General features: G+C 69.6%; 22 protein-coding genes. 9 read left to right on the forward strand and 13 right to left on the reverse strand.

Features of this window, described 5'->3' with window-relative positions:
- Positions 1-12: 12 nt before the first annotated feature.
- From folE to dacB, 6 genes are all read right to left on the reverse strand, one after another.
- Positions 13-618, reverse strand: a complete 606-nt coding sequence (folE, locus tag ACFWPS_RS31805; RefSeq protein WP_383711197.1) for a GTP cyclohydrolase I FolE — start codon at positions 616-618, stop codon at positions 13-15.
- A 135-nt stretch (positions 619-753) separates the two neighbouring features.
- A complete protein-coding gene (gene ftsH / locus ACFWPS_RS31810) occupies positions 754-2,793 on the reverse strand; it encodes an ATP-dependent zinc metalloprotease FtsH (RefSeq protein WP_217556027.1) in 2,040 nt (679 codons plus the stop codon).
- A gap of 208 nt (positions 2,794-3,001) precedes the next feature.
- Positions 3,002-3,562: a hypoxanthine phosphoribosyltransferase gene (hpt, locus tag ACFWPS_RS31815; RefSeq protein ID WP_046730905.1), complete on the reverse strand. Its 561-nt coding sequence runs from the start codon at positions 3,560-3,562 to the stop codon at positions 3,002-3,004.
- Positions 3,563-3,628: 66 nt separating this feature from the next.
- Positions 3,629-4,762, reverse strand: coding sequence for a tRNA lysidine(34) synthetase TilS (gene tilS / locus ACFWPS_RS31820; RefSeq protein ID WP_383711200.1), 1,134 nt, complete (start codon positions 4,760-4,762; stop codon positions 3,629-3,631).
- A gap of 191 nt (positions 4,763-4,953) precedes the next feature.
- Entirely contained in the window at positions 4,954-6,087 is a 1,134-nt protein-coding gene (locus ACFWPS_RS31825; RefSeq protein WP_383711203.1) for a zinc-dependent metalloprotease, read from the reverse strand.
- Positions 6,088-6,446: 359 nt separating this feature from the next.
- Positions 6,447-8,063 carry a D-alanyl-D-alanine carboxypeptidase/D-alanyl-D-alanine-endopeptidase gene (dacB, locus tag ACFWPS_RS31830; protein ID WP_383711205.1) on the reverse strand — a complete coding sequence of 539 codons (1,617 nt, stop codon included), beginning with the start codon at positions 8,061-8,063 and terminating at the stop codon, positions 6,447-6,449.
- Positions 8,064-8,187: 124 nt separating this feature from the next.
- On the opposite strand from dacB, the gene ACFWPS_RS31835 reads away from it, so the two are divergent.
- Both ACFWPS_RS31835 and ACFWPS_RS31840 read left to right on the forward strand, forming a co-directional pair.
- Positions 8,188-8,679: an inorganic diphosphatase gene (locus ACFWPS_RS31835; protein ID WP_217556031.1), complete on the forward strand. Its 492-nt coding sequence runs from the start codon at positions 8,188-8,190 to the stop codon at positions 8,677-8,679.
- Positions 8,680-8,808: 129 nt separating this feature from the next.
- Positions 8,809-10,464 (forward strand): threonine/serine exporter ThrE family protein, encoded by a 1,656-nt coding sequence (locus ACFWPS_RS31840; RefSeq protein WP_383711208.1) that lies wholly within the window; start codon positions 8,809-8,811, stop codon positions 10,462-10,464.
- A 105-nt stretch (positions 10,465-10,569) separates the two neighbouring features.
- On the opposite strand, the gene ACFWPS_RS31845 is transcribed toward ACFWPS_RS31840, so the two are convergent.
- Positions 10,570-11,460 (reverse strand): DedA family protein, encoded by an 891-nt coding sequence (locus ACFWPS_RS31845; protein WP_383711237.1) that lies wholly within the window; start codon positions 11,458-11,460, stop codon positions 10,570-10,572.
- Between the two features lie 141 nt (positions 11,461-11,601).
- Between ACFWPS_RS31845 and ACFWPS_RS31850 the strand changes: the two genes are divergently transcribed.
- Positions 11,602-11,967 (forward strand): YbjQ family protein, encoded by a 366-nt coding sequence (locus tag ACFWPS_RS31850; RefSeq protein ID WP_383711211.1) that lies wholly within the window; start codon positions 11,602-11,604, stop codon positions 11,965-11,967.
- A gap of 13 nt (positions 11,968-11,980) precedes the next feature.
- Here ACFWPS_RS31850 and ACFWPS_RS31855 read toward each other — a convergent pair whose 3' ends face one another.
- On the reverse strand, positions 11,981-12,742 hold the full coding sequence (locus tag ACFWPS_RS31855) for a MerR family transcriptional regulator (RefSeq protein WP_383711213.1): 762 nt from the start codon (positions 12,740-12,742) through the stop codon (positions 11,981-11,983).
- Positions 12,743-12,855: 113 nt separating this feature from the next.
- Here ACFWPS_RS31855 and ACFWPS_RS31860 point away from each other — a divergent pair, with 113 nt between their 5' ends.
- Both ACFWPS_RS31860 and ACFWPS_RS31865 read left to right on the forward strand, forming a co-directional pair.
- Positions 12,856-14,142 (forward strand): ion channel protein, encoded by a 1,287-nt coding sequence (locus ACFWPS_RS31860; protein ID WP_383711215.1) that lies wholly within the window; start codon positions 12,856-12,858, stop codon positions 14,140-14,142.
- A 40-nt stretch (positions 14,143-14,182) separates the two neighbouring features.
- Positions 14,183-15,592: a glutamate decarboxylase gene (locus tag ACFWPS_RS31865; RefSeq protein ID WP_383711218.1), complete on the forward strand. Its 1,410-nt coding sequence runs from the start codon at positions 14,183-14,185 to the stop codon at positions 15,590-15,592.
- 99 nt (positions 15,593-15,691) lie between these two features.
- Here ACFWPS_RS31865 and ACFWPS_RS31870 read toward each other — a convergent pair whose 3' ends face one another.
- The 3 genes from ACFWPS_RS31870 to ACFWPS_RS31880 all read right to left on the reverse strand — a co-directional run bounded on the left by ACFWPS_RS31870 (position 15,692) and on the right by ACFWPS_RS31880 (position 18,780).
- Positions 15,692-16,228, reverse strand: coding sequence for a DinB family protein (locus ACFWPS_RS31870; RefSeq protein WP_383711221.1), 537 nt, complete (start codon positions 16,226-16,228; stop codon positions 15,692-15,694).
- 112 nt (positions 16,229-16,340) lie between these two features.
- The gene (locus ACFWPS_RS31875) at positions 16,341-17,801 is read right to left on the reverse strand and encodes an aldehyde dehydrogenase family protein (protein WP_383711223.1); all 1,461 of its coding nucleotides are present in this window, start codon (positions 17,799-17,801) and stop codon (positions 16,341-16,343) included.
- A 154-nt stretch (positions 17,802-17,955) separates the two neighbouring features.
- Positions 17,956-18,780 carry a helix-turn-helix domain-containing protein gene (locus tag ACFWPS_RS31880; RefSeq protein WP_383711239.1) on the reverse strand — a complete coding sequence of 275 codons (825 nt, stop codon included), beginning with the start codon at positions 18,778-18,780 and terminating at the stop codon, positions 17,956-17,958.
- 354 nt (positions 18,781-19,134) lie between these two features.
- Here ACFWPS_RS31880 and ACFWPS_RS31885 point away from each other — a divergent pair, with 354 nt between their 5' ends.
- The gene (locus ACFWPS_RS31885; protein ID WP_383711225.1) at positions 19,135-19,614 is read left to right on the forward strand and encodes an ATP-binding protein; all 480 of its coding nucleotides are present in this window, start codon (positions 19,135-19,137) and stop codon (positions 19,612-19,614) included.
- Positions 19,615-19,704: 90 nt separating this feature from the next.
- On the opposite strand, the gene ACFWPS_RS31890 is transcribed toward ACFWPS_RS31885, so the two are convergent.
- Positions 19,705-19,923, reverse strand: a complete 219-nt coding sequence (locus tag ACFWPS_RS31890) for a DUF397 domain-containing protein (RefSeq protein ID WP_089100703.1) — start codon at positions 19,921-19,923, stop codon at positions 19,705-19,707.
- Between the two features lie 601 nt (positions 19,924-20,524).
- A complete protein-coding gene (rpmG, locus tag ACFWPS_RS31895; RefSeq protein WP_383711227.1) occupies positions 20,525-20,731 on the reverse strand; it encodes a 50S ribosomal protein L33 in 207 nt (68 codons plus the stop codon).
- Positions 20,732-20,805: 74 nt separating this feature from the next.
- Between rpmG and rpmB the strand changes: the two genes are divergently transcribed.
- The 3 genes from rpmB to ACFWPS_RS31910 all read left to right on the forward strand — a co-directional run bounded on the left by rpmB (position 20,806) and on the right by ACFWPS_RS31910 (position 22,026).
- Entirely contained in the window at positions 20,806-21,042 is a 237-nt protein-coding gene (rpmB, locus tag ACFWPS_RS31900; protein WP_383711229.1) for a 50S ribosomal protein L28, read from the forward strand.
- Positions 21,043-21,060: 18 nt separating this feature from the next.
- Entirely contained in the window at positions 21,061-21,366 is a 306-nt protein-coding gene (rpsN, locus tag ACFWPS_RS31905) for a 30S ribosomal protein S14 (RefSeq protein WP_383711232.1), read from the forward strand.
- A gap of 183 nt (positions 21,367-21,549) precedes the next feature.
- Positions 21,550-22,026 (forward strand): hypothetical protein, encoded by a 477-nt coding sequence (locus tag ACFWPS_RS31910; RefSeq protein ID WP_383711242.1) that lies wholly within the window; start codon positions 21,550-21,552, stop codon positions 22,024-22,026.
- The last annotated feature ends 74 nt before the right edge of the window (positions 22,027-22,100 follow it).

Raw genomic sequence — 22,100 nt, forward strand, 5'->3', positions numbered from 1 at the left:
GCCTCGGCGGCGTCAACGGGCCATGATGAGACTCATCGCCTCGTTCCGCGTCGCCGCGTCCCGCAACTGTCCGCGCACTGCCGACGTTATGGTCTTCGCGCCGGGCTTGCGGATCCCGCGCATCGACATGCACATGTGCTCGCACTCGACGACCACGATGACGCCCCGCGGCTCCAGGATCGACATCAGGGAGTCGGCGATCTGTGTGGTGAGCCGTTCCTGCACCTGCGGGCGACGGGCGTAGACGTCCACCAGCCGGGCCAGCTTGGACAGTCCGGTGATCTTCCCGCTCACGGACGGGATGTACCCGACGTGGGCCACACCCCGGAACGGCACCAAATGATGCTCACAGGTGCTGTAGACCTCGATGTCCTTCACCAACACCATCTCGTCGTGGCCGATGTCGAACGTGGTGGTGAGGACGTCCTCGGGCTTCTGCCACAGCCCCGCGAAGATCTCCTTGTAGGCCCGCGCCACCCGTGCCGGAGTCTCCCGGAGGCCCTCTCGGTCCGGGTCCTCGCCGACCGCGATCAGAAGTTCGCGTACGGCGTTCTCGGCGCGCTTCTCGTCGAACTCGCCGATGGTGCCCTCGCCGTCCAGGGTCACGGGGTCGGTCATCTGGGTGCCTCGTTCCTTCGGGTGGGCGCGTGTGGGCCGCGCGCCTCATATGCGGGCATACCGAAATGCCGCGCCCCCCAGGCTAGAACCTGGGGGGCGCGGCATCCATTCCGAGCCAGGTGAGGGCGGTGTGACTCAGCTCTCGGGTCGGTCCTCCGGGGCCTTCTCGACCGCGGTGGCGGGCTCGGCCGCCGTGGACTTCACCGTGCTGATCGCCGGCGTCGAGCCGTTCGCCCCGTTGGTCAGTGCGAGTTCCCTGGGGGAGAGCACCGGCGGGCGGGTGGACGGCGTACGGCGGGAGGAGCCGGTCCACGCGGGCCGCGCGGGCCGCTTGTGGATCGCCGCGAAGACCTCGGCGATCTCCTCCTTGTTCAGGGTCTCCTTCTCCAGGAGCTGGAGAACGAGGTTGTCGAGGACGTCGCGGTTCTCGACCAGGATCTCCCAGGCCTCGTTGTGCGCGTTCTCGATCAGCTTCTTGACTTCCTCGTCCACCAGAGCGGCGACCTCTTCCGAGTAGTCGCGCTGGTGGGACATCTCACGGCCGAGGAAGGGCTCGGTGTTGTCGCCGCCGAACTTGATCGCGCCGAGACGCTCGGTCATGCCGTACTGCGTGACCATCGCGCGGGCGGTGGCAGTGGCCTTCTCGATGTCGTTGGCAGCGCCGGTGGTCGGGTCGTGGAAGACCAGTTCCTCGGCCGCGCGGCCGCCCAGCATGTAGGCGAGCTGGTCGAGCATCTCGTTGCGCGTGGTCGAGTACTTGTCCTCGTCCGGCAGGACCATCGTGTAACCGAGGGCGCGGCCCCGGGACAGGATCGTGATCTTGTGGACCGGGTCGGAGTTCGGGGAGGCCGCCGCGACCAGGGCGTGACCGCCCTCGTGGTACGCGGTGATCTTCTTCTCCTTGTCCGACATGATCCGGGTCCGCTTCTGCGGGCCCGCGACCACGCGGTCGATCGCCTCGTCGAGCATCTGGTTGTCGATGAGCTTGCGGTCGCTGCGGGCCGTGAGCAGCGCCGCCTCGTTCAGCACGTTCGACAGGTCCGCGCCGGTGAAGCCCGGCGTACGGCGGGCGACCGCCGCGAGGTCGACGTCGGGCGCGACCGGCTTGCCCTTCTGGTGAACCTTGAGGATCTCCAGACGGCCCTGCAGGTCCGGCGGGTCGACCGCGATCTGGCGGTCGAAACGGCCGGGGCGCAGCAGCGCCGGGTCGAGGATGTCGGGCCGGTTCGTCGCGGCGATGAGGATCACGCCGCCCTTGACGTCGAAGCCGTCCATCTCGACGAGCAGCTGGTTCAGCGTCTGCTCGCGCTCGTCGTGACCGCCGCCGAGGCCGGCGCCGCGATGGCGGCCGACCGCGTCGATCTCGTCGACGAAGACGATCGCCGGGGCGTTCGCCTTGGCCTGCTCGAAGAGGTCGCGCACTCGGGAGGCACCGACACCGACGAACATCTCGACGAAGTCGGAACCGGAGATCGAGTAGAAGGGGACCCCTGCCTCGCCGGCGACGGCACGCGCGAGCAGCGTCTTGCCGGTGCCGGGACGGCCGTAGAGGAGCACGCCCTTGGGGATCTTGGCGCCGACGGCCTGGAACTTGGCCGGCTCCTGCAGGAACTCCTTGATCTCGTGGAGTTCCTCGACGGCCTCGTCACAGCCCGCGACGTCCGAGAAGGTCGTCTTCGGGGTGTCCTTGGTGATGAGCTTCGCCTTGGACTTGCCGAAGTTCATGACCCGGGAGCCGCCGCCCTGCATCTGGTTCATCAGGAACAGGAAGACGACCACGATGAGGACGAAGGGCAGCAGGGAGAGCAGGACGCTGACGAACGCGTTCTGCTTGGTCGGCGCGACGGTGTAGCCGTCGGGGATCTGCTTGTCCTGGTACTTGGTCTGCAGCGTGTTGGCGATGGTGACGCCCTGGTCGCCGATGTAGCTCGCCTGGATCTTCGAGCTGCCGTCGACCTTCTCGCCGTTCTTGAGCGTGACCTTGATGGTCTGCTCGTCACCGGTGGTCAGCTTGGCCGATTCCACCTTGTTGTCATTGATCGCCGCCACGACCTGGCCGGTGTCCACCGTCTTGTAGCCGCCGGACGAGCCGACGACCTGCATCAACACGACCACGGCAAGGACGGCCAGCACGATCCACATGACCGGCCCACGGAAGTATCGCTTCACGTCCATCCATACGGAGCGGTGTCGCCCCGTCCCTCCTGCCATAGTGAGTTTGATAAGACAGTTCTTCTGACGGTACCCCAGCATTGTGGCCCGAAGTCGCACGAAGCTGCTCGGACGGCTGGTGAACCCGTCTCTGCATGCTCCAACGGCGCGAAACCCGCTGGGGTTCCCGATCGTCTTACGTAAGTGGACCCTCCGGCGTATCAGCCGGGGGTCAGCCGCCGTAGACGTGAGGCGCGAGCGTACCGACGAACGGGAGATTGCGGTACTTCTCGGCGTAGTCGAGGCCGTAGCCGACGACGAACTCGTTGGGGATGTCGAAGCCGACCCACTCGACGTCGATGGCGACCTTGGCCGCGTCCGGCTTGCGCAGCAGGGTGCAGATCTTCAGGGTCTCGGGCTCGCGGGAGCCGAGGTTGTTGATCAGCCAGGACAGGGTCAGACCGGAGTCGATGATGTCCTCGACGATGAGGACGTGCTTGCCCTTGATGTCGGTGTCGAGGTCCTTGAGGATCCGCACCACACCGGAGGACTGGGTGCCCGCGCCGTACGAGGACACGGCCATCCAGTCCATGGTGACGGGGGTGGACAGCGCCCGGGCGAGGTCCGCCATGACCATCACGGCGCCCTTGAGGACGCCGACGATGAGCAGGTCCTTGCCCGCGTACTCCGCGTCGATCTTCGCGGCCAGCTCAGCCAGCTTCGCGTCGATCTCTTCCTTGGTGATGAGCACCTGCTGGAGGTCGGCACCCATGTCTTTCGCGTCCACCCGCATCACTTTCGGTCGGTCGTCCCACCGGCCTACCCGGCCCTTCGGAGGAGCACTCCGTGAGGTCGGGATTCAGCCTTGCCGAATCACCAGTCTGCCACCCTGGCGCTGGGCGACGACTTTGCCGGGGAGATTGATGGCCCCCTGGCCGCGCCAGCCGGTGATGAGGCGGTCGACTTCCTCGATGTGCCGGGCGAACAGGGAACCGGCCGGCGCGCCCGCCTCGATGGCGGCACGGCGCAGGATCCGGCGGCGTACCGCGGGGGGCAGGGCGTAGAGCTTGGCGCACTCCAGCAGGCCCGCGGCGTCCCGTACGGAGGCCTCGGCCTGACTGGCCCAGGTGTCGAGGGCGTCGGCGTCGTCGCGGGAGAGCTGGGCGGTGCGGGCGAGTGCCTCGACGACGCCCTTGCCGAGGGCTTTCTCCAGGGCGGGCAGGCCCTCGTGGCGGAGCCGGGAGCGGGTGTAGGCCGGGTCCGCGTTGTGAGGATCGTCCCAGACGGGGAGGGCCTGGACCATGCAGGCCTTGCGGGCGGTCTGCCGGTCCAGCTGGAGGAACGGGCGGCGGTAACGGCCGCCGGCCCCCGAGACCGCGGCCATTCCGGACAGGGAGCGGATGCCGGAGCCGCGGGCGAGGCCGAGCAGGACGGTTTCGGCCTGGTCGTCTCTGGTGTGGCCGAGCAGGATCGCGGTGCCGCCGTGGCGTTCGAGGGCGGTGTCCAGGGCGGCGTAGCGGGCGTCGCGGGCGGCGGCTTCGGGTCCGCCGTCGCGGCCGACCGTCACGGTGATGGACTCGACCGGGTCGAGGCCGAGTTCGCGCAGCCGTAGGGCGACTTCCTCGGCGCGCAGGTCGGAGCCGGCCTGCAGGCCGTGGTCGACGGTGATGCCGCCCGCGCGGATGCCGAGCTTGGGGGCTTCGAAGGCGAGGGCGGAGGCGAGCGCCATGGAGTCGGCGCCGCCGGAGCATGCGACGAGGACGAGCGGGGAGGGGGTCCGCTCGTTCGGTGTCTGCTCCGGGATCTCCGGGATCGCCGGGATGCCGCCGACGGGGCGCGCGAGGCGCGCGCCGATGCGCCCGCCGACACGTTCACCGGCGCGTTCACCGGTGGTACGGCTGTGGCTGCTGCGACTGCTGTGGTCGGTGAGGATGTCGTGGAGGACGCGGCGGACCGCCAGGCGTATCGCCGCGACCGCAGGATGGGGACCCATGTCCGGTTCCCTTCATGAAGTTTTCGGGGGGTGAACCCGAGACCGGTCACTCAGAGTGTGTAGATGGTGACAGAAACGGGCCGTTCCCCGAGCATTGCACGCCTACCCATCGCTCACGGTCCCTCGGACGGGTGATTGGAGGGGCGTTCGCCTGCCGTCGGCCGGTTTCGGTTCACCACACATCCGCTGGTTCACGACTCGGCCTTGCGGTGCACCCGCGCGACCCAGTCCGCCGGTTTGGCGATCTCCGCCTTGGTCGGCAGGGTGTTCGGGGAGGTCCACACCCGGTTGAAGCCGTCCATGCCGACCTGGTCGACGACGGCCCGCACGAACCGTTCGCCGTCCCGGTACTGACGGAGTTTGGCATCCAGGCCGAGCAGCTTGCGCAGGGTCATGTCGAGCCGGGAGGCGCCCTTGGCGCGCCGCTGCTGGAACTTCTCGCGGATCTCGGCGACGGTCGGCACGACCGCGGGTCCGACGCCGTCCATGACGAAGTCGGCGTGGCCCTCCAGGAGGGACATGACGGCGGTGAGCCGGCCGAGGATCTCGCGCTGGGCGGGGGTCTGCACCAGTTCGACGAACGACCGTCCGCCGTCGTCCTCCTCGGCCTCGGGGCGGCTGCCGGCAAGGGACTGGGCGGCGTCCCGGATGCGTTCGAGGACGGTCATCGGGTCGACGTCGGTCTCCGAGAGGAACGACTGGATCTCGCCCTCCAGATGGGCGCGCAGCCAGGGCACCGCCGAGAACTGGGTGCGATGCGTCTCCTCGTGCAGGCACACCCACAGGCGGAAGTCATGGGGCTGTACGTCGAGTTCGCGCTCCACGTGGACGATGTTCGGGGCGACGAGCAGCAGCCGGCCGCCGCCGTTCTCGTCCGCCGGGAGGTCGCGGGAGGAGGGGGCGAAGGTCTCGTACTGGCCGAGGACCCGGGACGACAGGAACGACAGGAGCATGCCGAGTTCCACGCCGGTCACCTTGCCGCCGACCGCGCCGAGGACGGTGCCGCCGGGGGTGCCGGCCCGCCGCTCCTGCATCTTGTCGAGCAACGGCTTGAGGAGTTCCCGGAACCCGGCGACGTTGGCCTTCACCCAGCCGGGGCGGTCCACCACCAGAACGGGGGTGTCGTGTACGTCGTCGGTCCCCATACGAGTGAAGCCCCGGACGTGTTCCTCCGAGGCCTTCGCGTGCCGCCGCAGCTCCGCGACGATGACCCGGGCCTCGTCGCGGCTCACCTCGGGCCCCGGCCGCACGAGTCGGGTCGCGGTCGCCACCGCGAGATTCCAGTCGACCATCCCAGAAGAAGCAGCGCCACCGATGCTCGTCATGCGTCAACCGTACGTTAACGCTCCCACTTGGGGCAGGCCGTGGGGGTTGGTGAGGTTGGCGTGACTTGTGCGGCGGGGCGGGGTCGGGGTGCTTGCGTCGGCAGGGGCGAGCGTTGGTTTCGCGGTGCCCGGCGCTGTCGGCCGTGCCCACCCTCCCCCACTCTCGACTTCGCTCGAGCGGGGGGACCCCCATCGCCCTGCGGAACGCCTGCCCACGGCGGTTGGAGCGGTTCGGGAGCGGCGGGCGCGCTGCTGTGCAGCGATGGGCGGCCCGTGGGCGGTGACGGCAGGCAGCAGACGGCAAGCGGCAGACCGCAGACCGCAGACCGCAGACCGCAGACGGTGGTTACGGGCGGTCGTTACAGGCCCGCCAGGGCCGTCGCTGTTTTGTCCAGGGCCGCCTGGGCCGCTGCCGGATTCGTCGTGTTCGAGGTCAGGAAGGCGAAGGCCAGGAGGCGGCCGTCCTTGTCGACGACCGTGCCCGCGAGGGTGTTGACGCCGGTCAGGGTGCCGGTCTTCGCGCGGACGACGCCTGCCGCGCCGTCCGTGTAGCGGCTGGTGAGGGTGCCCGTGAAGCCGGCGACGGGGAGGCCGGTGAGGACCGCGCGCAGGCTCGGCCGGTCGGCGTCGGCGGCCTTGACGAGGAGGGCGGTGAGGAGGTTCGCCGTCAGCCGGTCGTCGCGGTTCAGGCCGCTGCCGTCGTGGAAGGAGGCGCCGGTCATCGGCAGGCCCAGCTTGGTCAGCTGGGCGTCGATCGCGGCCGCTCCCCCGTCGAAGCTGGCCGGCCTGCCGCTCGCCAGCGCGGTCTGCCGGGCCAGGGCCTCGGCGATGTCGTTGTCGCTGTTGGTCAGCATGCGCTCGACGATCGAGGACAGCGGTGGCGAGGAGACGGTGGCGAGGGTGTCGGCCCGGCTGCTCGCCTTGGAGGTGCCGGGGGACGACGTCTTGATGCCGGCGTCCGTCAGGAAGCCCGCGAACTTCCGTGCCGCGTCGGCCGCCGGGTCGCTCACCCGGGTCACCGGCCCCTCGACGGAGTCGTTGGTGCGGCCCTCGTCGGCCGTCAGGGGGCTCACCCGCGCGAGGTTGCCGTTGACGCCGATGGGGTGCTGGTCGGAGCCGGAGTAGAGCGTGGTGTCGTACGAGAGGGTGATCTGTTTGATGCCCCGCGCGGTCAGCGACTTGGCCGTCTCGGTGGCGAGGGTGCGCAGACTGGCCCAGCCCGCCGCGTCCTTGCGGGCGGTCAGGGTGGGGTCGCCGCCGCCGACCAGGACGACCTCCCTGGTGCCGGGTTCGAGGGCCACGCGCGTGGTGATGCGGTGGTCGGCGCCGAGGGCGGAGAGGGCGGCGACGGCCGTGGCGATCTTGGTGGTGGAGGCGGGAGTGAGGGCGGTGTCGGCGCCGGAGCCGTACAGGCGGCTGCCGGTGGCCACGTCGACGACCACGGCGGTGCGGGTGCTGCCGAGCGACGAGGAGTCCAGCAGGGGTCCCAGGAGGTCTCTGGCGGCCGTTCCGGAGATTCCCGCGGACTTTCCGGCGGGCGCCGACTTCACGGTGTTCGTGGCGCCGCCCAGGCCCGCCAGGACGGATCCGGCGCTGGGCGCGGGGCTGGGCCTGCCCTCGGCTGTGACGGAGTCCGCACCGGAGCCGTGATCTGTGCCACCCGTCCGCTCCAGGGCGGCGGCCCGGTCCCGCTCGGCCGTACGCTGGCCGTCGGCGTCCCAGGGGCCCGCCGCGGTCACCGCACCGGCGGCCAGCGCGAGCCCGGCCGTGGCGGCGCCCGCGGTGTACTGCCAGGTCCTGAGGGTCCGGAACCGAGGTCGAGGGGGGCGGACCAGGGTGGCCAGCCGGGGTCCCGTCGCGCGCGTGACGCGTGCAAGTTGCGGTCCCACCGCCCGCCGCAACCGCGCGACCTGCGGTTTCGTGGCCGTCGCGAGGCGGGCCAGCCGCGGTCGTACGACGCCCGCGATCTTCCGCACACGCGGTTTCGCGGACTGCCAAGGCCTCAGCTCTGGCACGACCACCAGCCCCTTTCGCGATCACACACCTGCGTGGGGGACACTTAACCATCAGAACTATGTGTTGATCATGGAGGAGCCACCGGTGGAGTTCGACGTCACGATCGAGATCCCGAAGGGTTCGCGGAACAAGTACGAGGTGGACCACGAGACCGGTCGGATCCGCCTGGACCGTCGTCTCTTCACCTCGACCGCCTACCCGACCGACTACGGCTTCGTCGAGAACACCCTCGGCGAGGACGGTGACCCGCTGGACGCGCTGGTCATCCTGGACGAGCCCACCTTCCCGGGCTGCCTCATCAAGTGCCGCGCGATCGGCATGTTCCGGATGACCGACGAGGCCGGCGGCGACGACAAGCTGCTGTGCGTCCCGGCCACCGACCCGCGCGTGGAGCACCTGCGCGACATCCACCACGTGTCGGAGTTCGACCGCCTGGAGATCCAGCACTTCTTCGAGGTCTACAAGGACCTGGAGCCCGGCAAGTCCGTCGAGGGCGCCAACTGGGTGGGCCGCACCGACGCCGAGATCGAGATCGAGCGGTCTTACAAGCGCTTCAAGGAGTCGGGCGGTCACTGAGACCACCCCGGCAAGCCGTAACCGGGAAACGGGCCGCACGCACGCGTGGGGCCCGTTTTTCGTGTCCGCCGCATGGTCACGCGCATACTGAGGCTCACGTGCAGATGTCGTTCAGGGAGCGTTACGACGGTGACGGAGGCGGAGGACCGCAAGCCCCGGTCGGACGAGGCGCGGTACGACCCGGAGATCACGTCCGAGTTCGCCGTTCCGGCGGGCATCGCGGTCCCCGAGGGCGGTGGCGAGTCCGAGTCCACGTCGGAGTTCACCGTGCCGGAGGGGCTGGTGGCGCCGCAGCCGGTGACCGGCGGGCCGGCGGGGTCGGCGTTCAGCACGCCGAGCACCTACAGCGCCGACGACGCCCCGGCCGCCTTCACGCCCGCCTCCGGGTTCCCCACGGTCAGCCTCGTCAAGGACGCGCCCTGGCAGGACCGGATGCGCACGATGCTGCGCATGCCGGTGGCCGAGCGGCCGGCGCCGGAGCCGCTGCAGAAGGCCGAGGAGGGCGGCCCCGCCGTTCCGCGCGTGCTCGACCTGACGCTGCGTATCGGTGAGTTGCTGCTGGCGGGCGGCGAGGGCGCGGAGGACGTGGAGGCCGCGATGTTCGCGGTCTGCCGGTCGTACGGCCTCGACCGGTGCGAGCCGGGCGTCACCTTCACCCTGCTGGCGATCTCGTACCAGCCCTCGCTCGTCGACGACCCGGTGACGGCGTCCCGGACGGTGCGGCGGCGCGGAACCGACTACACGCGCCTGTCCGCCGTCTTCCGGCTCGTGGCCGACCTCACCGACCCCGAGACCCAGGTCTCCCTGGAGGAGGCCTACCGGCGGCTCGCGGAGATCCGCCGCAACCGGCACCCGTATCCCGGCTGGGCGCTCACCGCCGCGAGCGGGCTGCTCGCCGGGGCCGCCTCCGTGCTGGTCGGCGGTGACTTCCTGGTGTTCGTGGCAGCCGCGATCGGTGCGATGCTCGGCGACCGGCTGGCGTGGCTGTGCGCGGGGCGGGGGCTGCCGGAGTTCTACCAGTTCATGATCGCCGCGATGCCGCCGGCCGCGATCGGGATCGCCTTCTCGCTCGCCCACATCGACGTCGCGGCGTCCGCCGTCGTCACCGGTGGGCTGTTCGCACTGCTGCCCGGGCGGGCCCTGGTCGCAGGCGTCCAGGACGGGCTGACCGGGTTCTACATCACCGCCTCCGCGCGCCTGCTGGAGGTCATGTACTTCTTCGTGGGCATCGTCATCGGGGTGCTGACGGTCCTGTACTTCGGCGTGAAGCTGGGCGGCCGGCTCAACCCCGACGTGGCGCTGAACACCTCCGAGCGGCCGCTGTTGCAGATCGCCGCGTCCATGGTGCTGTCGCTGACCTTCGCGGTGCTGCTCCAGCAGGAACGATCCACCGTGCTGGCCGTCACTCTCAACGGGGGTGTGGCCTGGTCCGTCTACGGCGCGATGCACTACGCCGGGGAGATCTCGCCGGTCGCCTCCACGGCGGTGGCGGCCGGGCTGGTGGGGTTGTTCGGGCAGCTGCTGTCGCGGTACCGGTTCGCGTCCGCGCTGCCGTACACGACAGCGGCGATCGGGCCGCTGCTGCCGGGGTCGGCGACCTATTTCGGGCTGCTGTCGATGGCTCAGAACGAGGTCGACAAGGGGCTGGTGTCGCTGGCCAAGGCGGCATCGCTCGCCATGGCCATCGCCATCGGGGTCAATCTGGGGTCGGAGATCTCCCGGCTGACCCTGCGGGTGGGCTCGGCCGGGAAGCGGAGGGCCGCGAAGCGGACCAGGGGGTTCTGAACGCCCTCTGGGTGGGGGGCTCAGGTGGGACGGCGGCTGCGGGTGCGTGGGGGTTGATCGCGCAGTTCCCCGCGCCCCTGAAAGACAAAGACAGGGCGCTGCTGCTCAGGGCGCCTGGTAGTGGTCCTCGGTGTACGGGTTGTGCTGCTGGCCGTAGCCGCTCTGGTTGTAGCCGCCCTGGTCGTAGTACGGCTGCTGGCCGTAGTGCTGCTGGGGCTGCTGGCCGTACTGCTGCTGCGGGTGGGGCTGGGGCTGCTGTGGGGTGTACGTCGGCTCGGGGGTGTACGTCGGCTCGATGCGGCGGAGCTGGGTCGTCGCGTCGTCCGTCATCGGTGGGGCCGGCTGGTGCTGGAGCGGCTGCTCCGTGCGGGCCGCCTTCTTGTCCTTCGCGCGGGCCCGCAGGAACTCGATGATGATCGGGACCACCGAGACGAGGACGATCAGGATCAGGATCGCCTCGATGTTGTTCTTGACGAAGTCGATCTTGCCGAGCCAGGAGCCGAGCAGGGTGACGCCGGCGCCCCACATGACGCCGCCGATGACGTTGAAGGTGAGGAAGGAGCGGTAGGCCATGCCGCTGACGCCGGCGATGATCGGCGTGAACGTGCGGATCACCGGCACGAAGCGGGCCAGGATCAGGGACTTCGGGCCGTGCTTCTCGAAGAACTCGTGCGCCTTGGCGACGTTCTCCTGCTTGAAGATGCGGGAGTCCGGGCGGTTGAAGAGCGACGGGCCGACCTTCTTGCCGAACATGTAGCCCGCCTGGTCACCGAGGATCGCGGCGACGCAGATCAGGGCGACGGCGCCCCACAGCGGGAAGTCCAGCTGGTTCGAGGTGATCAGCAGGCCGCAGGTGAAGAGGAGCGAGTCGCCCGGGAGGAAGAAGCCGATCAGGAGGCCGGACTCGGCGAAGACGACCAGGAGCAGGCCCCAGATACCGAACGAGTCGAGAAGTTGGTTCGGGTCCAGCCAGCTCGGGCCGAGGGCGAGCGTCATCACGGTTCCGGGCTCCTGAGGGGGGAAGGCACGTCGGGTTCCTTGTGCGGGCGCACAAAGCTATCAACGTAATGTGTCCGCCCCAGGTTCCACCGGTGGAACCTGGATGGACTGTGCCCGGCCTGGGGAATGGCTGTGGACATGGGTATCGAAGAGTACGGCGGCGGTCAGGGACCGCAGGCCGATGTGCTGGTCGTCACCACGAACGACGTTCCCGGGTACCGGGTGCGGGAGGTCATCGGCGAGGTCTTCGGGCTGACCGTGCGCTCCCGGCACCTGGGCAGTCAGATCGGCGCGGGTCTGAAGTCGATGATCGGCGGTGAACTGAAGGGGCTGACGAAGACGCTCGTCCAGACCCGCAACCAGGCCATGGAGCGGCTGATCGAGCAGGCACGCGCGCGTGGTGCCAACGCCGTACTGGCCTTCCGGTTCGACGTGACCGAGGCGGCGGACGTGGGGACCGAGGTCTGCGCGTACGGCACCGCCGTCATCCTCGACAAGGAGTAGCCGCAGCGCCCCGTCACGCCGTGTGCCGGGCCGCGTTCGCCTCGATCGCCTCCTTGAGGTGCGCGGCCAGGCCCGGGGCCATCGAGTCGTAGAAGGCCTTGAAGCGCTCGTCGGAGACGTACATCTCGGCGAGGCAGCGGTGCATCTCGTGCGGGCAGTCGTAGAACCAGGCCGAGATGTGCCGCCGGTGTTCCTCGGCCATGTCCATGGCCCGTTCGCCGGCCGGCGGCTCGGCCGCGGTCACCAGGGCGGCGTAACGCGCGCTCCAGTCGTCGACCTCGGCCTTCATGCGCTGCCAGTCGGCCTTGGTGTAGCGGGCGGCCCGGCGCTGCGACTCGGCGTAGGCCTCGGTGCCGCCCCAGCGCTGCTCGGCCTCCTCTGCGTACTGCTCGGGGTCCTTGTCGCCGAAGACCTCGAAGCGTTCCTCGGGGGTGAGGTCGATGCCCATCCTGCGTGCCTCCATGGCGTGTTCCACGGCCGCGGCCATCTTCTGCAGTCTCTCGATCCGGGCGGTCAGCAGTTCGTGCTGCCGGCGCAGGTGCGCGCGGGGGTCCGCCTCCGGGTCGTCGAGCAGGGCCGTGACCTCGTCGAGCGGGAAGCCGAGCTCCCGGTAGAACAGGATCTTCTGGAGCCGGTCGAGGTCGGCGTCGCCGTAGCGCCGGTGGCCGGCGTGGCTGCGCCCGCCCGGGACCAGCAGGCCGATCTCGTCGTAGTGGTGCAGGGTGCGCACGGTGATCCCGGCGAATTCGGCGACCTGTCCGACGGAGTAGCTCATGTCCGCTCCTTTCCGGGCTCCACCCTGGGTCCTCACGTCGCGTGAGGTGCAAGCCCGTTCCGTTCGGCGACCTTCGGGATGTTGTGTCGGTTTTGCCCGCTTATCGTGGGCCCGTGGCCCAGGACACCGCGCAACAGGCGCTCCCCACCCCGCCCTCGGCCCCCGCGCGTGCCCTGCTGCCGCTGATCCTGCCCGCACTCGTCGTCGGCGTCGGCAGCAGTCTGCTGTTCGTGCTGGTGAGCTCGCTGGCCGAGCGGTTGCAGCACGTGCTGTGGAACAACCTGCCGGACGCGCTCGGCATCGGGCGGTACTCCGTGCTGTGGATGCTGGTGATGCTCACGGCGACCGGGATCGCGGTGGGGCTGGTGGTGTGGAAGGTGCCTGGGCATGCGGGGCCCGATCCGGCCACCCTGGGCCTGGAGGCGGTGGCGATGCCGCCGGCCGTGCTGCCGGGGCTGGTGCTGGCGACCGTGCTGATGCTGGCGGGCGGGCCGAGCCTCGGTCCGGAGAACCCTCTCATCGCTGTCAACGTCGGGCTCGCGCTGTGGCTGGGGCGGCTCGCGATGCCCCGGCTGCCGGGCTCGCTGTGGCCCGCGCTGGCCGACGCGGCGACGCTCGGCGCCCTGTTCGGGACGCCGGTGGCGGCGGCCCTGGTGATCTCCGAGGCGCTGGCCGGGAAACCTCTGAAGGGGGCCCTGTGGGACAACCTCTTCGGACCTCTGATGGCCGCGGGGGCGGGCTCGATGACGACCGCTCTGGTGGCCCGTCCGACCCTGGACCTCGGGCTGCCCGCGCTCGGCCGCCCGCACTGGCCCGACCAGCTGGCGGCACTGGTGGTCGCCTCCGCGGCCGCGCTGCTCGGCATGTGTGCCGTGTACGCCTTCCCGTACGTCCACGGCCTCTTCCGGCGCCTCGGGCACCCCATGGTGGCTCTTCCGGCCGGCGGGCTGGTGCTGGGCCTGCTGGGGGCACTGGGCGGCCATCTGACGCTCTTCAAGGGGCTGGACGAGGTCGCGGAGCTGGCGAAGGACCCGGAGGGCTGGTCGGCCGGGCAGTTCGCCGTGATGACGGTCGTCAAGCTGGCCGCCCTGCTGGTGGCCGCCGCCTGCGGTTTCCGCGGTGGCCGGATCTTTCCGTCGGTGTTCATCGGCGCCGCCTTGGGGCTGTGCGCCCACGCCCTGGTGCCCGCGGTCCAGCCCTCGGTGGGCGTGGCGGCGGGTGTGCTGGGCATGCTGTTGGCGATCACCCGCCAGGGCTGGGTGAGCCTGTTCACGGCCGCGGTGCTGGTGGCCTCGCCGAGCATCATCGCGTTGCTGTGCATCGCGTCGCTGCCCGCGTGGCTGCTGGTGACCGGGCGGCCGAGAATGCAGTTGCGGGCGGACGGTACGGCCCTGCGCTGATCCTTGCGAATTCCCTCGTGTCGTTCAGGAGGCACTCTTCATGCCGCTCCACAAAGGTCCCCAGAAGCACCAAGAGCGACCCATGTCCGTCAACCCGTTCTTCGGTGAGGCGAACCCGGTCGCCGGCATGGCCGAGGCCCCGCCCACGCACCGGCTGCCGGACGGCCCGCTGCCGCCCATGACCGCCTATCAGCTGGTTCGCGACGAGCTGATGCTGGACGGCAACGCCCGGCTGAATCTGGCCACCTTCGTCACCACGTGGATGGAACCCCAGGCCGGGATCCTGATGGCGGAGTGCGACGACAAGAACATGATCGACAAGGACGAGTACCCGCGCACCGCCGAGTTGGAGCGGCGCTGTGTGGCGATGCTCGCCGACCTGTGGAACGCGCCGGATCCAGCCAACACCGTCGGCTGTTCGACGACCGGCTCCAGCGAGGCCTGCATGCTGGCCGGGATGGCGCTGAAGCGGCGCTGGATGCAGCGCAACACCGACCGCTATCCGGGAAGTGCCCGCCCGAACCTCGTGATGGGCATCAACGTGCAGGTCTGCTGGGAGAAGTTCTGCAACTTCTGGGAGGTGGAGCCCCGCTTCGTCCCCATGGAGGGCGACCGCTACCACCTGGACGCGCAGGCCGCCGCCGACCTCTGCGACGAGAACACCATCGGGGTCGTCGCCATCCTCGGCTCCACCTTCGACGGGTCCTACGAACCGGTCGCCGACCTCTGCGCCGCCCTGGACGCCCTCCAGGAGCGCACCGGAGTCGACGTCCCGGTGCACGTGGACGGCGCGTCCGGCGGGATGATCGCGCCCTTCCTCGACGAGGACCTGGTGTGGGACTTCCGGCTGCCGCGCGTGGCGTCGATCAACACCTCGGGGCACAAGTACGGGCTGGTCTACCCGGGCGTCGGCTGGGCGCTGTGGCGGGACAAGGAGGCGCTGCCCGAGGAGCTGGTCTTCCGGGTCAACTACCTGGGCGGCGACATGCCCACCTTCGCCCTGAACTTCTCCCGCCCCGGCGCCCAGGTGGTCGCGCAGTACTACACGTTCCTGCGGCTCGGCCGGGACGGCTACCGCGCGGTGCAGCAGGCGTCCCGGGACGTGGCGACCGGGCTCGCCGAACGCGTCGAGGCGCTCGGCGACTTCCGGCTGCTGACCCGGGGCGACGAGTTGCCCGTGTTCGCCTTCACCACCGCCGACCACGTGACGGCGTACGACGTCTTCGACGTGTCCCGGCGGCTGCGCGAGAACGGCTGGCTGGTGCCGGCGTACACCTTCCCGGCGAACCGCGAGGACCTGTCGGTGCTCCGGGTGGTGTGCCGCAACGGCTTCTCGAAGGACCTGGCCGACCTGTTCGTCGAGGACCTGGCCCGGCTGCTGCCGGAACTGCGCCGGCAGCCGCACCCGCTGACCCACGACAAGAGCGCGGCCACCAGCTTCCACCACTGAGCGCTCCCCTCGGGGTGCCGCGATGTGCCGTATGCCGTCTGCGGCGCCGTTGTGGCTGGTCGCGCAGTTCCCCGCGCCCCTTCGGGGGCGCTGCCAGGCCTAGGCGCCCTGTTCCAGCGCCACCAGTTCGAAGGCCGTCTTGCCGTCCAGGGACTCGCGGATGATGTCGGCGTGGCCCGCGTGCCGGGCGGTCTCGCGGATCAGGTGGAGGCAGACCCAGCGCATGGAGACGCTGCCCTCCGGGAACCAGGGGGCCTCGGGGAGCGGGAAGGTGTCGTCGAGGCCGGGGACCGAGCGGATGAACTTCTCGGTCTCGGCGGCGACCTGCTCCCAGTACGCCAGCTGGGAGGCCACCGTCTCGTCGCCGACCAGCTGGAAGGTCTCGTGCCAGTTCGACTGGTCGCGCTGGATCGCCGGCGGCTCCTGCTTCGCGCGGGCGATCCAGCTCTGCTCGACCTCGGCGGCGTGCTTGAGCAGGCCCGCCAGGGACAGTTCGCTCGCGCTGGGCTTGCTCGCCGCCTGCTCGTCGGTGAGGCCGAGCAGGGCCCGGCGGATGCCGCCGCGCTGCTCCTCGATGAAGGAGAGCAGTGCTCCGCGCTCGTCGCCCTGTGCTTCCGCGGGAACGTGAGTGACCATGACCGGCCGCCTTTCCTCGGGTGGTGTTTCCCTGACACGACCGAAGCTACGGGCCCTTTAGGACAGATCGCGTCCTAAAGGGCCCGGGCGACCGAGCTGTCCGAACGGGTTTCTAGAACGGGAAACCGCTCCGGCCGTGCTGTACCGAGATCCACTTCAGGGTGGTGAAGGACTCCACGGTCGTCTCGCCGTTCAGGCGGCCGATCCCGGAGTGCTTCTCGCCGCCGAAGGGGACGACGGGCTCGTCGTGCACGGTGCCGTCGTTGACGTGGAACATCCCGGTGTCGATCTGCTTGGCGAAGGCCACGCCCCGCTCGACGTCCCCGGTGTGGACGGCGCCGCTGAGGCCGTAGGGGGTGTCGTTGACCAGGCGTACGGCCTCCTCCTCGCCGTCGAACGGGATGAGGAAGGCTACCGGGCCGAAGACCTCCTGCCGGAGCAGGTCGGAGTCGGCCGGGACACCGGTGAGGACCGAGGGCTCGACCAGGTTGTCGGTGGTCGTGCCGTGCAGCAGGGCCGTGGCGCCCTCGGCGACGGCCTGCTCGACCGTGGCCGAAATCGACTCCGCCTGCTGGGAGTTGATCAGCGGACCGATGACGGTCTGCGGGTCGCTCGGGTCGCCGGCCTTGAGGGTCCTGACCTTGGCGACGAACTTCTCGGTGAACTCGTCGGCGATCGAGCGGTCGACCAGGACGCGGTTGGCGGCCATGCAGACCTGGCCCTGGTGGACGTACCGGCTGAAGACCGCCGCGTCGACCGCGTAGTCGATGTCGGCGTCGTCGAGGACCACGATCGCGCTGTTGCCGCCCAGTTCGAGCACCGTGCGCTTGAAGAGCGAGGCGCAGACGGTGGCCACGTGGCGGCCGACCTTGTCGGAGCCGGTGAAGGAGATGACCTTCGGGACCGGGTGCTCGATGAAGGCGTCGCCGATCTCCGCGATGTCGGTGACGACGACGTTGAGCAGGCCGGCGGGCAGGCCCGCGTCCTCGAAGATCTTCGCGACCAGGGTGCCGCCGACGATGGGGGTGTTCTGGTGCGGCTTGAGGACCACGGCGTTGCCGAGCGCGAGCGCCGGGGCGACCGACTTGATCGACAGGAGGAAGGGGAAGTTGAAGGGGCTGATCACGCCCACCACACCGACCGGCACGCGGTAGACGCGGTTCTCCTTGCCGTCCACCGGGGAGGGCAGGATCCTGCCCTCGGGGCGCAGCGCCCACTGGATCGACTCGCGCAGGAACTCCTTGGCGAGGTGCAGCTCGAAGGCGGCCTTCAGATGTGTGCCGCCGAGCTCGGCGATGATCGCCTCGGTGATCTCCGCGTCGCGCTCCTCGATGAGGCGCAGGGCCTTCTCGAAGACGGCGCGGCGGGCGTAGGGGTTGGTGGCGGCCCACTGCTTCTGGGCACGCGCGGCGGCCTGATAGGCCTCATCTATCTCCTCGACCGCGGCTATCGTGATCGACGCGAGCTTCTCACCGTCGTACGGGTTGAAGTCGATGATGTCCCAGGAACCGGTCCCCGGGCGCCACTCACCGTCGATGTACTGCTGGGCCAGGTCGGTGAAATAGGACGACATGTGATCCCTCGATCCCCTGCTGCGACGGCAGTCGATGCGGACACCCGGTCCACATCCACATCACGGTCTGATCACGCGTCATCGTACTTGCGTGACAGGGCAGTTGGGGCATCAGTTCGATGATCTAGGGGAATCCCCAGGTGCATCGATATATCTACGACAGCTGCAGCAGCCCGCGCAGCAGGTCCCGGCTCTCGTCCGGTCCCGGGCTGTCCTGCTGGAGTTCCTTCAGCGCCTGCTCGTACTGGGCGACGTCCTCGCGCTTGTCGAGGTAGAGGGCGCTGGTGAGCTGTTCCAGGTAGACCACATCGGACAGGTCCGACTCGGGGAAGCTAAGGACGGTGAACGAGCCGCCCTCCCCGGAGTGCCCGCCGAAGCTGAACGGCATGATCTGCAGCCGTACGTTGGAGCGCTCGGAGATCTCGACGAGGTGCTGGAGCTGACCGCGCATCACCTCGCGGTCGCCGTAGGGCCGGCGCAGGGCGGCCTCGTCGAGGACGATGTGGAAGTCGGGGGCGTTTTCGGCCACCAGGTACTTCTGCCGCTCCATGCGCAGCGTGACCCGGCGTTCGACGTCGGCCTCGCTGGCCCCCTTCATACCGCGCCGCACCACCGCGCGCGCGTAGTCCTCGGTCTGGAGGAGGCCGTGGACGAACTGCACCTCGTAGGCGCGGATCAGATGTGCCGCGCCCTCCAGGCCGACATAGGTGGGGAACCAGGTCGGCAGGACGTCGGAGTAACTGTGCCACCAGCCGGCCACGTTGGCCTCGCGGGCGAGGGAGATGAGCTGCTGGCGCTCGGCCTCGTCGGTGATGCCGTACAGCGTCAGCAGGTCTTCCACGTCCCTCGTCTTGAAGCTCACCCGGCCCAGCTCCATGCGGCTGATCTTCGATTCGGAGGCACGGATCGAGTACCCCGCGGCCTCGCGGGTGATGCCCCGGGCCTCGCGCAGCCGCCTGAGTTGCGAGCCGAGCAGCATTCGCCGCACCACCGATCCGGGCTCTCCCGCGCTCACGTTCGCCAGCCTCCCCAACCGTCTTCAGGGCCCGCAGTCTGCCACTAAAACACTTCGAGCAGTACTCGTCCGGTTACGGAAACGGAAAGCGGCCAAAGTTTAAGCACAGGAAGTTGCAAGCAGGTAGTAAGCCAAGGGCGGGAAGTTGGCGGAAAAAATGGCCAACAAGCGGTACGGGAGGGTCCAATTCGGTCGCGTGCACGTGCATCTGCCCTTGCATCTGCTGTGCGCATCCGAAACCATGGTCCCGCGCCACCGCTGCATCGCAACGACCGCGAATTCCCGGGAGTGCCTCGCATGGGGACGAATGGATCGACCATGCTCAAGCCATTACGGCAGGGCCTTCCGCCGCTTGATCCCGCGGCCGTGTCCAACGCCGCCTCCTGTGCCCTGCCCGCCCGCTACGAAGCGGTGCGCGAAGCCCGTCAGTTCACCCGGAGAACACTCGGCCAGTGGGACGTCGGCGACCGCTTCGACGACGTCTGCCTCGTCGTCTCGGAGCTCGTCACCAACGCCCTGCGGCACGCGGTGCCCGGTGAGACCGACTGCCTCGCGGCGCCGCAGGCGCCGGCGGTGCGGCTGCACCTGATGCGGTGGACCGGACGGCTGGTGTGCGCGGTACGCGACCCCAGCCACGAGACGCCCGCCCCCCGCGACTCCGAGGACTTCTCGGCGGAGTCGGGCCGCGGGCTCTTCCTCGTCGACTCCTTCAGTGACAGCTGGGGCTGGCATCCGCTGGCGGGCACCCTCAACGGCAAGGTCGTGTGGGCGCTGTTCCGGCTGCAGCCCGCCGAATGACGGACCCGGCGTCTCAGGACGCCGGGTTTCTACGCGCGTTACCGTGCGTTGTGCACCGAACGCACCGGGTTGCCCCGGATGTGACCGCTGTCAGCTCGTGATCAGGTGGTCGAACTCGCCGTCCTTGACACCGAGGAGCATCGCCTCGATCTCGGCGCGCGTGTAGACGAGTGCGGGCCCGTCCGGGAAGCGCGAGTTGCGGACCGCCACGTCGCCGCCCGGCAGCCGGGCGAACTCCACGCAGGAGCCCTGCGAGTTGCTGTGCCTGCTCTTCTGCCAGGCGACTCCGTCCAGCTGCGTGGCAGCCATGCCGTTGTACACGTCAAACCCCCCGTACACGCCGTCAACGTCGAGGTCGAGGTCCACAGGTCGCTCCCCGGTGGTGCACTAACTGGCTGATGTGACCATTGATGCAGCGGTCAACTGACCCGGATCATAACCTTGTTCACGTGCAGATGCATGAGCAGATGCACGTGCACGCGGGGTGTTCCTGCGGTTACAGCTTTGACGTCCGCTTTACTCAACCCGTTCCAGCGTCTGCCCCGGCCTCCGCAGGACATGCGACCGCCGGCCCCCGTCCATGATCCCGCGCACCGTCACCTGCACAGGACCGTCCGGATCGCATCCTCCATGCACTAGGAAGAGACGCGTACTCCGGCCCTCGTGTTCCAGCGTCCGTGTGATGGTCCGGTGAGCGAGATTGGCCGGATCGGGATCGGCCCACTGGACGGCCGGCATCCGCTCCCCGTCGCCGGCGAGAACCTGCACGTCGACGACGGAGAGGGACGTCAGAGAGCGACGACAGAGAGGACGGTACGGGACGCGGGGCCGGGCGGGACCGCGCGGGGCTGCGCCGGACCGCGCGGGGCGCCTGGGGATGCGCGAGGGTTCTGCCGGGCGGTCCCCTGTTCTATCGGGCGGTCCCGTACGGCAGCAGTGCCATCTCGCGGGCGTTCTTGATCGCCCTGGCCAGCAGCCGCTGCTGCGCGACCGGGTCGAACTTGCGCAGGGTCATGCGGTCCGGGTCGTTCCGGCGGTTCTTGCGGGTCACGTACGTGTAGCCGGTCCCTGCGGTGGACCGGAGCCTGATCACCGGACGGAGTTCGTTGCGTGCCACGACTGACACCTTACTGAAAATGAATCCCATTAGCGCTGGCTTCTGGGTCTTCAGCGCGAGAGAGGTACGCCACCATGTCCGCCCACTGCATGCTGACCGGCGCCCAGCCCGGCTTCGGCAACCGGATCTCCCACTCCCACCGGCGGACCTCCCGCCGCTTCGACCCCAACATCCAGACCAGGCGCTACTGGCTGCCGAGCGAGAACCGGCACGTACGGCTCCGGCTGACCACGCGTGCCGTCAGGGCCGTCGACGCGATCGGCGTGGAGGCGGCCGTGGCCCGCATCCGCGCACGGGGCGTGCGGGTCTGACGGGGGCGAGGCACCGACATGGCGAAGAAGAGCAAGATCGCGAAGAACGAGCGGCGGCAGGAGGTCGTCGCGCGGTACGCGGTGCGCAGGGCCGAACTGAAGGAGATCATCCGCCGGCCCTCCTCGACCGAAGCGGAGCGCCTCGCCGCCGGGCGTGAGCTGCGCGGGCAGCCGCACGACGCGAGCGCCACGCGCGTACGCAACCGCGACCAGGTGGACGGCCGCCCGCGCGGTTACTTCCGCGCGTTCGGTCTGTCCCGGGTGAATCTGCGGGACCAGGCCCACAGCGGATACCTACCTGGCGTACGCAAGTCCTCCTGGTGAGTCCTGGTAGCTTGCCGCTGTCGTCCGGGCGGCCGGGCGGCCGACCCCCTAGAGCTTGGGAGCGTTGCGGTGACCACGGCTACGGCGAGTACGGCTACGACGCACACGGAAACGGCGTCGGCGGAGACCGCTCCGGCGGGGACGACCGCGGCGGGAGCGACTGCGGCGACCACGCGGCCGGCTCTGCGCATCGTGGCCGCCGCGGCGGGGCTGGTGGGCGCGCTGGCGCTGACCGCGTGCAGCAGCGGCGGCGACTCCGGCAGCGACTCCTCGGCCACCCCGTCGGGCACGTCGTCCGCGGCCGCCACCGCCACGGCCGGTTCGGACGGGTCGACGGCCTCCTCCGACGCGTTGCAGGGCAGCTGGATCACGACGAGCGGCGGGAAGATCGTCGCGCTGGTGGTCACCGGCAAGGAGGCCGGGCTCTTCGAGACCGGTGGGGCCGTGTGCAGCGGGACCGCCGGAGAGGAGGCCGGGATGCGGATGATCCATCTCACCTGCACGAACGGCAGCAAGGACCGGGTCACCGGAATGGTCGACTCGGTCAGCAAGAGCGGCATGAAGGTCACCTGGTCCGGAAAATCCGGTGAGGAGACCTACACCAAGGCCGAGGGCGGCAAGCTGCCGTCGGGGCTCCCGACCGCGAGCCTTGGGCAGTAGGGCTGTATAGGACCGCTTCAGGTGTGTTTTCGCCGGGCCGTGCGGTCCGGCGAAAACACACCAGATGCGGTCAA

The sequence above is a fragment of the Streptomyces sp. NPDC058457 genome (genome assembly GCF_042720695.1).
Taxonomy (GTDB): Bacteria; Actinomycetota; Actinomycetes; order Streptomycetales; family Streptomycetaceae; genus Streptomyces.

Bases quoted from the DNA above. Each gene is read 5' to 3' on its own strand.
- folE (WP_383711197.1), bottom strand. From the start codon at position 618: ATGACCGACCCCGTGACCCTGGACGGCGAGGGCACCATCGGCGAGTTC.
- ACFWPS_RS31885 (WP_383711225.1), top strand. From the start codon at position 19,135: ATGCTCAAGCCATTACGGCAGGGCCTTCCGCCGCTTGATCCCGCGGCC.
- rpsN (WP_383711232.1), top strand. From the start codon at position 21,061: ATGGCGAAGAAGAGCAAGATCGCGAAGAACGAGCGGCGGCAGGAGGTC.
- ACFWPS_RS31865 (WP_383711218.1), top strand. From the start codon at position 14,183: ATGCCGCTCCACAAAGGTCCCCAGAAGCACCAAGAGCGACCCATGTCC.
- ACFWPS_RS31870 (WP_383711221.1), bottom strand. From the start codon at position 16,228: ATGGTCACTCACGTTCCCGCGGAAGCACAGGGCGACGAGCGCGGAGCA.
- ACFWPS_RS31825 (WP_383711203.1), bottom strand. From the start codon at position 6,087: ATGACGAGCATCGGTGGCGCTGCTTCTTCTGGGATGGTCGACTGGAAT.
- tilS (WP_383711200.1), bottom strand. From the start codon at position 4,762: ATGGGTCCCCATCCTGCGGTCGCGGCGATACGCCTGGCGGTCCGCCGC.
- ftsH (WP_217556027.1), bottom strand. From the start codon at position 2,793: ATGGACGTGAAGCGATACTTCCGTGGGCCGGTCATGTGGATCGTGCTG.
- ACFWPS_RS31855 (WP_383711213.1), bottom strand. From the start codon at position 12,742: ATGAGCTACTCCGTCGGACAGGTCGCCGAATTCGCCGGGATCACCGTG.
- ACFWPS_RS31845 (WP_383711237.1), bottom strand. From the start codon at position 11,460: ATGACGCTCGCCCTCGGCCCGAGCTGGCTGGACCCGAACCAACTTCTC.
- ACFWPS_RS31875 (WP_383711223.1), bottom strand. From the start codon at position 17,801: ATGTCGTCCTATTTCACCGACCTGGCCCAGCAGTACATCGACGGTGAG.
- ACFWPS_RS31880 (WP_383711239.1), bottom strand. From the start codon at position 18,780: ATGCTGCTCGGCTCGCAACTCAGGCGGCTGCGCGAGGCCCGGGGCATC.
- rpmB (WP_383711229.1), top strand. From the start codon at position 20,806: ATGTCCGCCCACTGCATGCTGACCGGCGCCCAGCCCGGCTTCGGCAAC.
- hpt (WP_046730905.1), bottom strand. From the start codon at position 3,562: ATGCGGGTGGACGCGAAAGACATGGGTGCCGACCTCCAGCAGGTGCTC.
- ACFWPS_RS31850 (WP_383711211.1), top strand. From the start codon at position 11,602: ATGGGTATCGAAGAGTACGGCGGCGGTCAGGGACCGCAGGCCGATGTG.
- ACFWPS_RS31890 (WP_089100703.1), bottom strand. From the start codon at position 19,923: ATGGCTGCCACGCAGCTGGACGGAGTCGCCTGGCAGAAGAGCAGGCAC.